We start from the raw sequence: 15,124 nt of genomic DNA on the forward strand, positions 1-15,124 counted from the left end.
CTAGATGAGACAAAAAAATATAAAAAAAAGCCAATAATTTAAAAATTACTGGCTTTTGGCTATTTTGAATATATTTAAAAATTCTTACATTCTTTCTGGAACTTCGATTCCTAATAAATGGAATGCAGAATTTATTACTTCGGCAACTTTTTGAGAAAGCTGCACTCTGAATACTTTTTTTGTTAAGTCAACTTCTCCTAAGATATGTACAGACTGGTAAAAAGAGTTGTATTCTTTTACTAAATCGTAAGTATAATTGGCAATTAATGCCGGACTATGATTTTGAGCCGCATTCTGAATTACTTCAGGGAAAAGTTCAATTTGTTTTACCAGCTCTTTCTCTTTCTCGTGCAATTCTTCAATTTCAATTGCAGCAGAAAAATCGAAATCGGCTTTACGGATTATCGATTGAATTCTCGCGTATGTGTATTGGATAAACGGACCTGTATTTCCAGCAAAATCAACAGACTCTTCTGGATTAAACAAGATGCGTTTTTTAGGATCTACTTTTAAAATGTAATATTTCAAAGCTCCTAGGCCTATAGTTTTGTATAGTTTTGCTTTTTCCTCATCAGAATAGCTATCCAGTTTTCCTAAATCTTCTGAAATCTGTTTTGCTGTATCGGTCATATCCTGCATCAAATCATCTGCATCTACAACGGTTCCTTCACGGCTTTTCATTTTTCCAGAAGGCAAATCAACCATTCCGTATGATAGGTGATACAAACTTGAAGCCCAGTCAAAACCTAATTTTTTCAAGATTAAGAACAAAACTTTAAAATGATAATCTTGCTCATTTCCAACTGTATAAACCATTCCGCCAACATCTGGCATATCTTTTACACGCTGAATTGCTGTTCCAATGTCTTGTGTCATGTATACTGCTGTACCGTCAGAACGCAAAACAATTTTACGGTCAAGACCTTCATCTGTCAGATCAATCCAAACAGAACCGTCTGGATCTTTTTCAAAAACTCCTTTATCTAAACCTACTTGAACAACATCTTTTCCTAACAAATAAGTATTGCTTTCGTAGTAATATCTATCAAAATCAACTCCAAGATTGGTATAAGTGGTGGCAAAACCATCATACACCCATTGGTTCATTTTTTTCCAAAGTTCAATTACTTTCTCGTCACCAGCTTCCCATTTTTTAAGCATATCCTGTGCTTCAATGATGATTGGCGCTTGTTTTTTGGCTTCTTCTTCTGTTTTACCAGCTTCTATTAAACCATTAATTTCATTTTTGTAAGCTTTATCAAACTCTACATAATATTTACCAACTAGTTTATCACCTTTTAAACCAGAAGTTTCAGGAGTTTCACCGTTTCCAAATTTCTCCCAAGCCAGCATCGATTTGCAGATATGGATTCCTCTATCGTTGATAATTTGCGTTTTGTAGACTTTTTTACCAGAAGCTTTTAAAATTTCTGCAACAGAATATCCTAACAAATTGTTACGAACGTGTCCTAAGTGCAAAGGTTTGTTGGTGTTTGGAGAAGAATATTCTACCATAACCGCTTTCTCATCAGGACTTGGAGTTACAAATCCGAATTGCTTTTGGTCTTTAATTCCGTTGAAGAAATTTACATAATAGCTGTCTGAAATCACAATATTCAAGAAACCTGAAACTACATTAAAGCGTGCAACTTCAGAAACATTTTCAACTAGATAATTTCCGATTTTATTTCCCAATTCTGCAGGATTGCTTTTAATCACTTTTAGCAACGGGAAAATTACCATTGTAATATCTCCTTCAAACTCTTTTCTAGTAGTTTGAAACTCGATTTTATCAACAGTAACATCAAATAATGCTTGTATTGCTTTTTGTATAGAAGGTGTAAGAATTTGTTGTAATGACATGTAAACTTATTTTAAAGTGAGCAAAGATACTGCATATTCATCAATTAGAGAAAATCAAAAACATATTAAATTCGAGAAAAGAGTTTCAATTTGACAAAAAAGCACATTTTTTAATTGTTAAAATTATCAAAAAACCAAAAGACTAAACTCTTACAAAACAGCCGATGAGAAAAAAAATATTTTTTTTTCTGCAATTTCTTGTAACATATCAACCGCAAAAGAGTCTTAATAGAGACCTTAAATTTTTTGAAGTCAAGAAAAAACAAAAAAGAAAAACTAACAAAACGAAATCATCATCAATCAAATCAAAAAAAATAATCAGTAAAAAAATCATGAAATTAAAATTCTTTCTGTTTGCGTTATTGGGAATAATCGCAACTGCACAGGCCCAGAATACCGGAAGTGTTTCTGGAAAAATTACAGAAAAGTCAAACAATGCCCCAATTTCTTATGCTACAGTTTCGCTTAAAGAAAATGGCAAAGTAGTTTCTGGCGTTAATACAGATGATAACGGAGACTTTTCTTTTAAAAATATTGCTTTAAAAAGTTACACCATCGAAATTCAATACATTGGGTTTAGAAAATATATCGGTTCTGTGCTTTTGAGCGAAAACAAAAAAACTGCTACTGTAAATGTTTCGCTTGAAGAAGAGGCGACTCAGCTTAAAGGCGTTAACATTATTAGCGAGCGCTCTACTATCGAACAAAAAATTGATAGAAAAGTAGTAACTGTAGGTAAAGATTTAACTACGGCGGGAGCTTCTGCCTCTGACATTATGAACAATATTCCTTCTGTGAATGTGGATCAGGACGGAAAACTTTCGCTTCGCGGAAATGATAATGTTCGTGTATTAATTGACGGACGTCCAACAAATATTGATCCTGCTCAGTTATTGAAACAAATTCCATCTACTTCTATCAAGAAAATTGAATTAATTACTAACCCTAGTGCAAAATACAATCCAGAAGGAATGTCTGGAATTATTAATATTATTTTGCATAAAAATGCGAATACTGGTTTTAATGGAAGCTACAGCGGCGGTATTACTTTTGGTAAAACGGCTAAATACAATCAGTCTTTAGATTTAAACTATAAAACCGGAAAAGTAAACTTCTTCGGAAACGTGGGACAAAACTTTGGAACATATCAAAACACGGGATTCATCCAAAGATTTGATGAAGATATTGTTCAAAATATAAATGTTTTGAATGATAATGATTCTTATTTATACAAAATCGGAATGGATTATCTAATCGATGATCATAATACTTTATCTTTTTACACTAACCAGAATAAATCTAATGGAAAAGGTTATGTAGACACAGATATTGACTACAATAATGTAACTGGTTCTGATATTTCGAATATCTTTCAAAAATCAAGATATTGGGGACCAGACCAAGTTGGAACTTACAATTTAGCATACAAGCACATCTTTAAAAAAGAAGGCCATACTTTAGATTTTGAAGCCAACTACAGTGACAATAAAGAAACTCAAAACGCTTCTTTTGATACTGAAACGACAAAAACAGACAATACTGCTGGAAATGTGTTCTATGAAGATTATTTGAAAGGAACCAGAAAATTAAGCACTATAAATGTAGATTACGTTAATCCGTTAAACGAAAAAACGACTCTTGAAGCTGGAGCAGAAGCAAGAATTACAAGAACTGAAAACGATTACATTACCGGAAATCCGTTGCTTCCTGTTGCAGACCAAACGTCTCACTATACCTATGACACAGATATTTATTCGGCTTATGTAACATTTGGGCAAAAATTCAAAAAGCTTAGCTACCAAGTAGGTGCACGTTTTGAAAGCTATAAAGTTCAAGCCAACTTAAATTATGGCAAAGAGAAATTTGATGATGATTACATTACTTTGTATCCATCGGCTTATTTAACATACAATATCACTGAGAAAAATACTTTGCAATTAAGCTATAGCCGTCGTGTTGACCGCCCGAGTTTAGAGCAGACAAAACCTATTCGTGAATTTGCTACTCCGCTAGTTACTTCTATCGGAAACCCAGAATTACGTCCTCAGTTTACCAACTCAGTTGAAGTTAATTATACTAAAACTCTTGAGAAAGGAAGTTTTACTGCTGGAGTTTTCGTAAGAAGCATTAATGACCAGATCAGCAGAATTTTATATCCAGATCCTACAGATGCAAGCGGGCAAAAACAGATCATGAGTTTTACAAATTTTGACCATAATACTGCTTACGGATTTGAAATGTCATTTAATTATAAAATCACAAAATGGTGGGATATCCAACCATCGATCGATTTTTCTAGCATTGATCAATCAGGAGTTATATATGCATTTATTCCAGAAGAAAATAAAATTGGACCAACAAATAAAACCGTTACCGTTGCTGCATTTAATGGACGTATGAACTCTAATTTCAAAGTAAACAAACGTTTAAGTTTCTTAGCTTTCGGATTTTATAGAGGCGCTACAGATGGGCTTCAAAACAACAGTCACGAAATGTACAAAATGGATATTGGTACGCGTTATACATTGCTAGACAACAAAATGAATTTAAGTGTTCGTTTTAATGATGTCTTCAATACTATGAAATATGCTTTCGACACATTAAATCCTTATCCGCAAGCAGGTCAGTTTAAATGGGAAAGTCAAACGGTTTACTTTGGTTTGACATATAACTTTGGTGGCGGAAAAATTAAAAATCTACAGCGTAAACAAAGAGACGACAATACTAACAAAGGCGGGGGCGGAATGTTCTAATCTTGTCTGAGAAGATTTTTTAAATAATTTTTGAATAATTTCTTGTAGAAAAAAAGTCTGGAGCTTGCCAACTCCAGACTTTTTTTGTTTTGATGATATTATAAGAAATTGCGCAATTCCTTTATTTCTTCTGGGTTCGCAATTTCAGAATTGTCTGTGATTGCAGAGGAATGATAAAAAGTCAAATCTAATTTTTCTTGCAGTAATTTTATATTTGAAGAGCGCAAGCCGCCTCCTGGCATAATTTCTATTCGATCTCCTGCCAATTCCTGAAGTCTTTCTAGTGCCATAATTCCTTCCTCCACATTTACGCCTTGACCAGAAGTCAAAATTGTTTTGAAACCGCAGTCAATTACTGATTCGAGAGATTTTTCAGGATTTTTAACCACATCAAAAGCACGGTGAAAAGTACAAGATAATGGGTGTGCTAGATGCACTAATTCTTTATTCTGCTTTTTATTTATTTTTCCATTTTCCTTCAAAATTCCAAAAACAAAACCGTCGACACCTAGTTTTTTATATTGTTTGATGTCTTGTTTCATTTCGGTAAGTTCTTCATCCGAATAAACAAAATCTCCTCCGCGAGGTCTTATAATGACGTGCATTTTTATATTTAAACTTTCACGGACTTTCACTACCAAAATCGAATTTGGAGTAGTTCCTCCCAATTTCATATTTTCACATAGCTCAATTCTATCCGCACCATTTGCTTGAGCAATTAATGCAGACTGATAATTAAAACAAGCTATTTCCAGTTGATTTTTTTTCATTTTGATTTAAATAATTTTTCTCCAAATGAAATCTGACAGGTTTTAAAAACCTGTCAGATTTAAGCATGCAATTTATAAAAAAAACCTGCTCCTAAATAAGATGCAGGTTTTAAAAAAATATAAATGTAAGATGATTATTTTACCACTTAATAATAGCACTTGCCCAAGTAAATCCACTTCCGAAAGCTGCTAAAACTACCGTATCTCCAGATTTGATTTTTCCTTGTTCCCAAGCTTCTGTCAGCGCAATCGGAATAGATGCTGCTGTTGTGTTTCCGTATTTTTGGATATTATTATGAACTTGGTCGTCTGTTAATTTGAATTTGTTTTGAATGAATTGCGAAATTCTCAAATTTGCCTGATGCGGAATCAGCATATCAATGTCTGAAACCTGCAAACCATTTGCTTCTAATCCTTCATTAATTACTTCTGCAAAACGCACAACAGCATTTTTGAATACAAATTGCCCATTCATGTACGGATAGTAGCTTTCGTCGTTTGGATCATTGTCTGCAATAATATCTGTCACCCAACGCGCGCCCATTCCTGGTGCCTGCAAAGCCAATTCTTCAGCGTGTTCTCCTTCAGAATGCAAATGAGTCGATAAGATTCCTTTTGTCAAATCTTCTTCACGGCTTAAAACTGCTGCTCCTGCTCCGTCTCCAAAAATTACCGAAACACCTCGCCCGCGAGTTGTCATATCTAATCCTGTTGAATGAACCTCAGAACCTATTACCAAAATATTTTTATACATTCCGGTTTTAATATACTGGTCGGCAACAGAAAGTGCATAGACAAATCCTGAACATTGGTTTCTAACATCTAATGCTCCAACTGTTCTTAAACCTAAATCTCTCTGAACCAAAACACCTGGTCCTGGAAAATAATAATCTGGACTTAATGTAGCGAAAACTACAAAATCAATATCTTCTTTGGCAACACCCGAACGCTCTATTGCAATTTTAGCTGCTTTTACTCCCATTGAAGTCGTGGTATCTTCTCCACGAATGATGTGTCTTCTTTCCTGAATTCCAGTTCTTTCCTGAATCCATTCATCATTGGTATCCATTATCTTAGACAAATCATCGTTAGTTACGACATTGGAAGGAACATAATATCCTAAACCAGCTATTTTTGAATGATACATAATCTATTATTATTTATTAAAAAATTGGATTGCAAATTTACGCATACTTTAAAATATATGTGTACAAATTACTATTTTTTTCGTTATTAGCAATTTAATATATTTTAATTATACAGGCACTTATCATCATTTACTTCTTGAAAAGATAATTTTGAGACATAAACATTGAAAAAAATTAAAAATCAGGCGCAAGATGTAACAACATAAAAGTATTTTAGACAAACATTTTGAATCCTATTAGAAACCCATAAAATTTACACTATGAAATTAAAGGTTACGCTGTTTTTATTTTTAAATATAAGTTTTTTTTCTTTTGCCCAAGAGAATCTAACTTATCAAAAACCATCCAAATCTATTCTTGATTTAGCCGATTATCAAAGGGCTCCTTCTGTATCAATGGATACAAAGAAAGAAAATATGCTCTTGATGTATCGCAATACCTATAAAACACTCGACGATTTAAATCAGGACGAAGTTCGTCTTGCAGGATTAAGAATCAATCCCGTTACTAATATTTCGAGCACTGTAACTTATTTCAACAATCTTACACTAAGAAAAGTAAGCGACAAAGAAGCGGTTCAGGTTTCTGGCTTACCCGATAATCCAAAAATCGCCAATATATTGTGGTCTCCAAACGACAAAAAGATTTTATTTTCTCATACAGCTAGTTCTGGCGTTGAACTTTGGGTTATTGATGTCGAAACGGCAAAGGCTACAAAACTTACTGAAGCAACTGTAAATGCTAATTTAGGAAATCCCTTCAGCTGGTTTTCAGACAACGAAACCATTTTAGTTAAAATGCTTCCTAAAAACAAACCTGCACTGTTAGACTCAAAAAAAGATTTGCCAACTGGTCCAATTGTTTCTACCACTTCTGGAGAAAAATCTCAAAACAGAACATATCCCGATATGCTGAAAAACAAAAATGATGAGATTAATTTTGAAAACAGCATTACTTCTGAATTATACAAAGTAAAAATAAATGGTGACGCTGTTTTGTTTAAAGAGGCTGCAATGTTTGCCGGAGAAAAAATTTCTCCTGACGGCAATTATATTATGCTAACTACTATTCACAAACCATTTTCTTACGTGGTTCCATTAAACAGATTTCCTTCCAAAACTATTGTTTATGACATAAGGGGTAAAGAAATCAAAACGGTTAACGAAGTACCGTTAAACGAAATTATGCCAAAAGGTTTTATGGCTGTCCGAAAAGGAAAAAGAGAGATGAACTGGAGAAATGACAAGCCTGCAACTCTTTTTTATGCTGTGGCTTTAGATGAAGGCGATCCTTCAAACAAAGTAGATTTTAGAGATGAAATTTTTCTTTGGGAGGCACCTTTTGATAAAGAAGCTTCATCAATGGCAAAAACGCCACAACGTTTTAGCGACATTATCTGGGGGAACGACAATTTAGCAGTTATTACAGATGAATGGTACGACACCAGAAATACCAAAACATATTTAATAAATCCGTCTAACCCAAGTCAGCAGCCAAAAGTAATTACAGATAGAAATTCGCAGGATGTCTATTCTGATCCAGGCTTTTTTGAGACTAGAAAAAACGAGTACGGCAAATTTGCTTTGGCTATCGAAAAAGATAATCTTTACAGAATTGGAGAAGGATACACAAAAGAAGGACAATTTCCTTTTATAGATGAATTTAACTTTAAAACATTACAAAATAAACGAATTTACACTTCTCCTTATAAAGACAAAAAAGAAGATATTTATGAGATTGTTGATTACAAGTCTGGCAAAGTCTTAGTTCTTATTCAGTCCAAAACAGAATATCCGAATTACTATTTCAGAAATATTAAAAAGCAGAATAGCGTAACCCAAATTACGGCATTTAAAAATCCTTTTGAAAGCATTAAAAACGTTAGCAAAGAAGTTATTAAATACAAACGCAAAGACGGATTGGAACTTTCGGGAACTTTATACCTTCCTGCTGGCTATGATAAAAGTAAAAAAGAAAAACTTCCTTTATTGATCTGGGCGTATCCTGCAGAATATAAAGACAGAAACAGTGCTTCGCAATCGACTCAAAATTCTAATGAATTCACATTTCCTTATTATGGATCATTTGTGTATTGGGTTACAAAAGGATACGTTGTTTTAGACGATGCGGCTTTCCCAATTATTGGTGAAGGAACTACAGAACCAAACGACAACTTTATTTCACAATTGGTTGACAACGCTGCAGCAGCAATTGATGCCGTTGATGCTTTAGGATATATTAACCGTAAAAAAGTGGCTGTTGGAGGACACTCTTATGGGGCATTTATGACAGCTAATTTATTGACGCATTCTGATCTTTTTGCCTGTGGAATTGCCAGAAGCGGTGCTTACAATAGAACGTTAACACCTTTCGGATTCCAATCTGAGCAAAGAAATTACTGGGAAGCTCCAGAAGTTTACAACACCATGTCTCCATTTATGAATGCCGAAAAAATGAAAACCCCTATTTTATTGGTTCACGGAGAAGCAGATAATAATCCTGGAACATTTACTTTACAGACAGAACGTTATTTTCAAGCCTTAAAAGGATTGGGAGCTCCAGCGAGAATGGTTATTTTGCCTAAAGAATCTCATGGATATGCGGCAAAAGAAAATATTCTGCACCTGTTATGGGAACAGGATCAATTTTTAGAAAAATATCTGAAAAACTAAATTCATAATTTGATTCCAAAAGTAAACCCGACAGGTTCTTAAAAACTGTCGGGTTTACTATTTTAACAATTAGAAATTATCTAATTTTTCTAATTGACACATTCCCTAATTATAAATAATTCAAAGCTAAAAACACTTCTTGTTCGAGTGGCAAATCGATCTCGCTTTCAAAGAAGATCAACTGTCTTTTATAAACAGTTTCTATCAAATAATGGCTTCCTCTAAAGTATGTTCTCCTAATTTTCACCATCAATCTTGACTCTGAAACCATTTTAAACTGATGCGGATAAACCAACGTCTTATGAGTTTCGTCTGCATAGGACAACAATAAATGAGTCGGAATTTCATTTACTTCACCAAACAGAGAGGCAACATATTTAATTTGCGGATCTTCATATATTTTTGCAGGATCATCTTTTACCAAGACTTCCCCATTTCGCATCACAATTGCCTGATCTGCAAAAGACAAAGCATCTGTACTGTCATGCGTTGCAATAATACAGGTAATTCCCTTCTGTTTTAAGTAACGGAATAAATTACGGCGCAACGCATTTTTTCTAAAAGCATCGATCTGGCTGAAAGGCTCGTCAAGCAAAATCACTTCTGGTTCTAAAGCCAAAACCCTTACCAAAGCCACTCTTTGCTGCTGTCCTCCACTTAAGAATTTTGTCTTCACATTTGAGAACTGATCCATCTCTACCATTTCCAATAATTCTTGAACACGAAGTTTTTTCATGTTGGCGAAACCGTTCGATAGAAACTTACCTACGTTTTCTGCAACCGTTTCATAAGGCGATAAATCAAAATCCTGTGCCAAATATTTCATGTAAGGCATTCCAGGAATCAAATTGAATCTTGGGCCCAAAATCGGTTTATCACCATAAAAAATCTTTCCTTCGTCTAGATCGTATAGTCCGTATATAAGCTTGAGCAGCGTACTTTTTCCACAGCCACTCTCACCAATAATGGCAATATTCTGACCTTTTTCAATAGAAAAAGAGATGTTTTTTATAACGGGGCTTTCGGTGTACGAAAAAGATATATTTTGTATGTCGAGCATGAGTTGTAATATGAGACGTCAAATTTACAATGTTTAATTTCTAAAGTCAAAAAAAAGCTGCTTCAATTATGAAACAGCTTTTTTTATATTTTATTTTGTCTTGAAATTATTTTCCAGCTTCCGCTTTTGCGTCATTTACCATTTTGTCGTTTGCTGTAATTGAGAATTCAACACGACGGTTTTGCGCTCTTCCTTCTGGAGTATCATTTGTTGCAATTGGATCTGCAATACCTAAACCTGAAGTTTTGAAACGGCTTGCTTTTAATCCTTTAGAAATTAAATAAGCCTGAACAGAAGCAGCTCTCTGACCAGAAAGCGTTAAGTTGTACTCTGGTTTACCTGTATTATCTGTGTATCCAAAAATCTGAATATCAGTATCTCCGTATTCAGTAAATACTGGAACCAATTTATCTAAATTTGCTTTTGCCTGAGTTGTCAAAGTTGATTTGTTAGTATCAAAACGAACCGCATTTTCATTTAATGTCAAGTGGATTCCTTCACCAACTCTTTCAACATCTGCACCTGGTAAAGCCTGATCAATTTCACGAGCTTGTTTATCCATTTTATTTCCAATCAAAGCTCCAGTCCCACCCCCTACAGCAGCACCGATCGCAGCTCCTAAGGCAGCGTTTCCGCCTCTTCCAAGGTTGTTTCCTAAAATACCACCAATAACACCACCTGCTACGGCACCAATTCCAGCTCCTTTTTGTGTATTATTTGCATTTTTTACTGAATCACAACTTGTAAAAAAACTAGCTAATACCATTAAACTACTTAATCCTAAAACCGTTATCTTTCTCATTTTTTATCCCTTTAAAATATTAATTAGCTCTTTGAAATTGGTAAGTCACATCTTTTACCTGACCTCCTACATTAATGTTGTCTACTAACTGAAATGAACTTTCAGTCACTCCAGCAACTTTTAACAAATAACCATCTCTTACTTTCTTAGCTTTTTCACCTGCATTAAGAATCTTAAGCACAAACAAACCTTGGCTGTTTATACTCCATACAATTGGAGAAGAAAATCCAGTACAACTTGGTGATGTCAAAGCCATATTTCCTTTATTGTTATTTGAAATAAAGCTCCAATTACTTCCAATAAAACATTTTGAATCTGCAAGATCAAACGAATTTACTTTGATATAATCTGAACCTGGATAAGTTACATTGGTAAGCACCCAATTTCCTTTTAGCGCTACTTGAGTTTTCTTGTCAAGTTTTGTTGAAAGCGTTGTAGCTTCAGATGACGAAGCTGTTGTTGACGAAGCTGATTTACACGCAAAAAACGTAGCGGCAATCAAGCATATAAAAATACTCTTCTTCATTTGTACAATTTTTTTTAGATTAATAACTTGCCTTTTTAACAATTATTGTACCACAAATATACGATTCATTAAGATATTTTCTGTTTTAGAATCTATTTATTTTCTTTCAAGATTAACATTTCCGACATTTTGTCACCCAAAAAACAATTGGTATTCTATTTGAATAAATGAAAATCATCAAATTAAATCAAAAAATTAAAAAATATGGCAACAGGTAAAATTAACGTTTCGGTAGAGAACATTTTTCCCTTAATCAAAAAGTTTTTATACAGTGACCACGAAATCTTCTTGCGTGAGCTTGTTTCTAATGGTACTGATGCTACTCTAAAACTAAAACATCTTATTAGCATTGGTGAAGCTAAAGTAGAATACGGCAACCCGATCATTGAAGTTAAAGTGGACAAAGAGGGTAAAAAAATCCACATTATCGATCAAGGTTTAGGTATGACTGCTGATGAAGTTGAAAAATACATCAATCAGGTAGCATTTTCGGGTGCTGAGGAATTTTTGGACAAATACAAAGATTCTGCTAAAGATTCTGGAATTATCGGTCATTTTGGTCTTGGTTTCTACTCTGCTTTTATGGTAGCTGAAAAAGTGGAAATCATTACAAAATCATACAAAGATGAGCCAGCTGCGCACTGGACTTGTGACGGAAGCCCAGAATTTACTTTAGAGCCTGCTGACAAAACTTCACGCGGAACAGAAATCATTCTTCACATTGCTGAAGATTCTTTGGAGTTCTTAGACGATTCTAAAATCAGCGGTTTATTAAACAAATACAACAAATTCATGCCTATTCCGATTAAATTCGGAACAAGAACTGAAACGCTTCCAAAACCGGAAGATGCTCCAGAAGATTACGTTAACGAAACTGTTGAAACTGACAACATCATTAACAACCCAAATCCAGCTTGGACAAAACAGCCTTCTGAATTATCTGATGAAGATTACAAAAACTTCTACAGAGAATTGTATCCAATGCAGTTTGAAGAGCCGTTATTCCACATTCATTTAAATGTAGATTATCCGTTTAACTTAACTGGTATTTTGTATTTCCCTAAATTGGGTACAGATATGCAAATCCAGAAAGACAAAATTCAGTTATATCAAAACCAAGTTTACGTTACTGACAACGTAGAAGGAATTGTTCCTGAATTCTTGACGATGCTGAAAGGTGTGATCGACTCTCCAGATATTCCGTTAAACGTTTCTCGTTCTGGCTTACAGGCTGACGGTGCTGTTAAGAAAATTTCAAACTACATTACTCGTAAAGTAGCTGATAAATTGAAAGCTTTATTTAACGAAAACCGTGCTGATTTTGAAGCAAAATGGAACGATATTAAAATCGTTTTAGAATACGGAATGCTTTCTGAAGAGAAATTCTACGAAAAAGCGGGTGCATTTGTTTTATACCCAACTGTAGATGACACTTACTTTACTTTAGAGGAATTAAAAGAAAAACTAAAAGAAAACCAAACTGATAAAGATGGCAAATTAGTAGTTCTTTATGCCGGAAACAAAGATGCGCAGCATTCTTATATCGAAGCAGCAAAAGACAAAGGCTACGAAGTCTTGCTTTTAGATTCTCCGATTATTTCGCATTTAATCCAAAAAATCGAAAACGATAACAGCGGATTAACTTTTGTACGTGTTGACTCTGATCATATTGACAACTTGATCAAAAAAGAAGAAAACACAATCTCAAAATTATCTGATGACGAAAAAGCTGCTTTAAAAACTTCTTTAGAAGCTTACATTCCAAAAGCATACAGCGTTCAGTTAGAAGCTATGGATTCTCAAGCAGCTCCATTCATTATCACGCAGCCAGAATTTATGCGAAGAATGAAAGAAATGAGCCAAACTGGCGGCGGCGGAATGTTCGGAATGGGCAATATGCCAGAAATGTACAATTTGGTTGTAAACACAAATTCTGACTTAGCTTCTAGCATCTTAAATACAGAAGATAAAACACACCAAGAGCATTTGGTTAAACAAGCTTTAGATTTGGCTAAATTGTCTCAAAACCTTTTAAAAGGTGAAGCGCTTACTGCATTTGTTAAGAGAAGCTTTGAAATGATTAAATAATCATTCGAAAACAAATATTCAGAAATCCTGCAAATTAAGTTTTGCAGGATTTTTTTTGCTCTAAAATCCCCTTCAAAAAAGGGCTATTCTCCCCTTTTCTTACAGAACAGGATTCTATAATTTTGAAAATCAACAAATTAAATTCGTAAATCTAAAATTCTAGAAATCATGGACAAAAGAAAGTTTACAGAAAACGGAGAAGTTCTAGCAATTATAAAAGATTTAAAAGAACAGATTAAAGACAAAAAATTCTCAGACATTATTGACAACAATAACTGCCAATATGTTGATCTTGTGCAAGAAGGCGGTGGTGTGCTCGGGATCGCGCTGGTAGGCTATGTATATGTTTTAGAAAAAATGGGAATTCGTTTTTTAAGTTTGGCAGGAACTTCCGCAGGAAGCATCAACACCATGCTTATGGCCGCTGCCGGAACCTGCGATATCGAAAAATCGGAATGGATTTTGGATTGTCTGTGCAATAAAAATTTATATGATTTTGTTGACGGCGATCATGATGCCCGTGAATTTATTGACGCATTGCTAAGTGATGCCGGAAATCTAAAATTAGTGATGAAAGGCTGTCAGGTCGTAGATAATTTTAAAGATGATTTGGGATTAAATCCCGGAAACAATTTTCATCAATGGATGACCAATCTGCTTTCGCAAAAAGGAATAAAAAATTATGCCGATTTAAAAGCCTTAAGAGAAAAAGGCATTTCAGACAAAAACAAACTATACCGAATAAATATGCCCAATCTTGGAGATAAAGCAGAATATACCCGAGTCGATCATTGGAGCCAAATGGCAATTATCACTGCAGATATCACTACCGAAAGCAAAATTGTTTTCCCAAAAATGATCGACTTGTTTTATTCCAACCCAGATGTTCAAAACCCAGCCGATTTTGTTCGCGCCTCTATGTCGATTCCTTTATTTTTTTCGCCATTTAAAATTAAAAATATTCCAGGCGGAATTGATGCTTGGAACAAATGGAACGACGCAACCTGCCTGAGAACATCAGTTCCTTCAGAGGTTATGTTTATGGATGGCGGCATTATTTCAAATTTTCCAATCGACATCTTTCATGAGAATATGAATGTGCCCGCGTCTCCAACTTTCGGAATCAAACTGGGTTATGACAAAAACGAAATCAATAAAAATGAAAAATTCTCCAACTTGATCAGCTCTCTTTTTGACACTTCCCGATATGGTTACGATTCTGAATTTCTGCAAAAGAATCCAGATTTCAAACACTTAATCGGATACATTGATACAGGAAGCCATAATTGGCTGAATTTTAATCTTACCGACGATGCAAAAATCGATCTTTTTATTAGAGGAGCGCAAAATGCAGCCGATTTCCTTAACCGCTTTAACTGGGAAGAATACAAAAAAATCAGGAAGGCCAAAAGCAATTATTACAAATCAGTTTAAAATCAATT

Annotated in this window: 10 protein-coding genes; 4 read left to right on the plus strand and 6 right to left on the minus strand. The window is 34.4% G+C overall.

Features of this window, described 5'->3' with window-relative positions; all coding sequences use genetic code 11:
- Window positions 1–84 precede the first annotated feature (84 nt).
- On the minus strand, window positions 85–1,863 hold the full coding sequence (gene argS, locus N4T20_RS01205) for an arginine--tRNA ligase (protein ID WP_260671343.1): 1,779 nt from the start codon (window positions 1,861–1,863) through the stop codon (window positions 85–87).
- Window positions 1,864–2,195: 332 nt separating this feature from the next.
- Between argS and N4T20_RS01210 the strand changes: the two genes are divergently transcribed.
- Window positions 2,196–4,616, plus strand: coding sequence for a TonB-dependent receptor domain-containing protein (locus N4T20_RS01210; RefSeq protein WP_260671344.1), 2,421 nt, complete (start codon window positions 2,196–2,198; stop codon window positions 4,614–4,616).
- Between the two features lie 98 nt (window positions 4,617–4,714).
- Here N4T20_RS01210 and N4T20_RS01215 read toward each other — a convergent pair whose 3' ends face one another.
- Window positions 4,715–5,386 (minus strand): copper homeostasis protein CutC, encoded by a 672-nt coding sequence (locus tag N4T20_RS01215; RefSeq protein ID WP_260671345.1) that lies wholly within the window; start codon window positions 5,384–5,386, stop codon window positions 4,715–4,717.
- A gap of 139 nt (window positions 5,387–5,525) precedes the next feature.
- Window positions 5,526–6,533, minus strand: a complete 1,008-nt coding sequence (locus N4T20_RS01220) for a 3-oxoacyl-ACP synthase III family protein (RefSeq protein ID WP_008464493.1) — start codon at window positions 6,531–6,533, stop codon at window positions 5,526–5,528.
- Between the two features lie 261 nt (window positions 6,534–6,794).
- On the opposite strand from N4T20_RS01220, the gene N4T20_RS01225 reads away from it, so the two are divergent.
- Window positions 6,795–9,206 (plus strand): prolyl oligopeptidase family serine peptidase, encoded by a 2,412-nt coding sequence (locus N4T20_RS01225; RefSeq protein WP_260671346.1) that lies wholly within the window; start codon window positions 6,795–6,797, stop codon window positions 9,204–9,206.
- A gap of 109 nt (window positions 9,207–9,315) precedes the next feature.
- Here N4T20_RS01225 and N4T20_RS01230 read toward each other — a convergent pair whose 3' ends face one another.
- From N4T20_RS01230 to N4T20_RS01240, 3 genes are all read right to left on the minus strand, one after another.
- Window positions 9,316–10,266, minus strand: a complete 951-nt coding sequence (locus tag N4T20_RS01230; RefSeq protein ID WP_260671347.1) for an ABC transporter ATP-binding protein — start codon at window positions 10,264–10,266, stop codon at window positions 9,316–9,318.
- 106 nt (window positions 10,267–10,372) lie between these two features.
- Entirely contained in the window at window positions 10,373–11,068 is a 696-nt protein-coding gene (locus N4T20_RS01235; RefSeq protein ID WP_260671348.1) for an OmpA family protein, read from the minus strand.
- Window positions 11,069–11,087: 19 nt separating this feature from the next.
- Window positions 11,088–11,594, minus strand: coding sequence for a lipocalin family protein (locus tag N4T20_RS01240; RefSeq protein ID WP_260671349.1), 507 nt, complete (start codon window positions 11,592–11,594; stop codon window positions 11,088–11,090).
- 204 nt (window positions 11,595–11,798) lie between these two features.
- Between N4T20_RS01240 and htpG the strand changes: the two genes are divergently transcribed.
- Together htpG and N4T20_RS01250 are read left to right on the plus strand one after the other, a co-directional pair.
- On the plus strand, window positions 11,799–13,682 hold the full coding sequence (htpG, locus tag N4T20_RS01245) for a molecular chaperone HtpG (protein WP_260671350.1): 1,884 nt from the start codon (window positions 11,799–11,801) through the stop codon (window positions 13,680–13,682).
- A 168-nt stretch (window positions 13,683–13,850) separates the two neighbouring features.
- Complete coding sequence (locus N4T20_RS01250) at window positions 13,851–15,116, plus strand: patatin-like phospholipase family protein (protein WP_260671351.1); 1,266 nt, start codon at window positions 13,851–13,853, stop codon at window positions 15,114–15,116.
- The last annotated feature ends 8 nt before the right edge of the window (window positions 15,117–15,124 follow it).

The sequence above is a fragment of the Flavobacterium sp. TR2 genome (assembly GCF_025252405.1).
Lineage (GTDB): Bacteria > Bacteroidota > Bacteroidia > Flavobacteriales > Flavobacteriaceae > Flavobacterium.

Excerpts from the sequence above, each read along its gene's own strand:
- htpG (WP_260671350.1), top strand. The coding sequence starts at position 11,799 with ATGGCAACAGGTAAAATTAACGTTTCGGTAGAGAACATTTTTCCCTTA.
- N4T20_RS01215 (WP_260671345.1), bottom strand. The coding sequence starts at position 5,386 with ATGAAAAAAAATCAACTGGAAATAGCTTGTTTTAATTATCAGTCTGCA.
- N4T20_RS01210 (WP_260671344.1), top strand. The coding sequence starts at position 2,196 with ATGAAATTAAAATTCTTTCTGTTTGCGTTATTGGGAATAATCGCAACT.
- N4T20_RS01250 (WP_260671351.1), top strand. The coding sequence starts at position 13,851 with ATGGACAAAAGAAAGTTTACAGAAAACGGAGAAGTTCTAGCAATTATA.
- N4T20_RS01220 (WP_008464493.1), bottom strand. The coding sequence starts at position 6,533 with ATGTATCATTCAAAAATAGCTGGTTTAGGATATTATGTTCCTTCCAAT.
- N4T20_RS01230 (WP_260671347.1), bottom strand. The coding sequence starts at position 10,266 with ATGCTCGACATACAAAATATATCTTTTTCGTACACCGAAAGCCCCGTT.
- N4T20_RS01225 (WP_260671346.1), top strand. The coding sequence starts at position 6,795 with ATGAAATTAAAGGTTACGCTGTTTTTATTTTTAAATATAAGTTTTTTT.
- N4T20_RS01235 (WP_260671348.1), bottom strand. The coding sequence starts at position 11,068 with ATGAGAAAGATAACGGTTTTAGGATTAAGTAGTTTAATGGTATTAGCT.
- N4T20_RS01240 (WP_260671349.1), bottom strand. The coding sequence starts at position 11,594 with ATGAAGAAGAGTATTTTTATATGCTTGATTGCCGCTACGTTTTTTGCG.
- argS (WP_260671343.1), bottom strand. The coding sequence starts at position 1,863 with ATGTCATTACAACAAATTCTTACACCTTCTATACAAAAAGCAATACAA.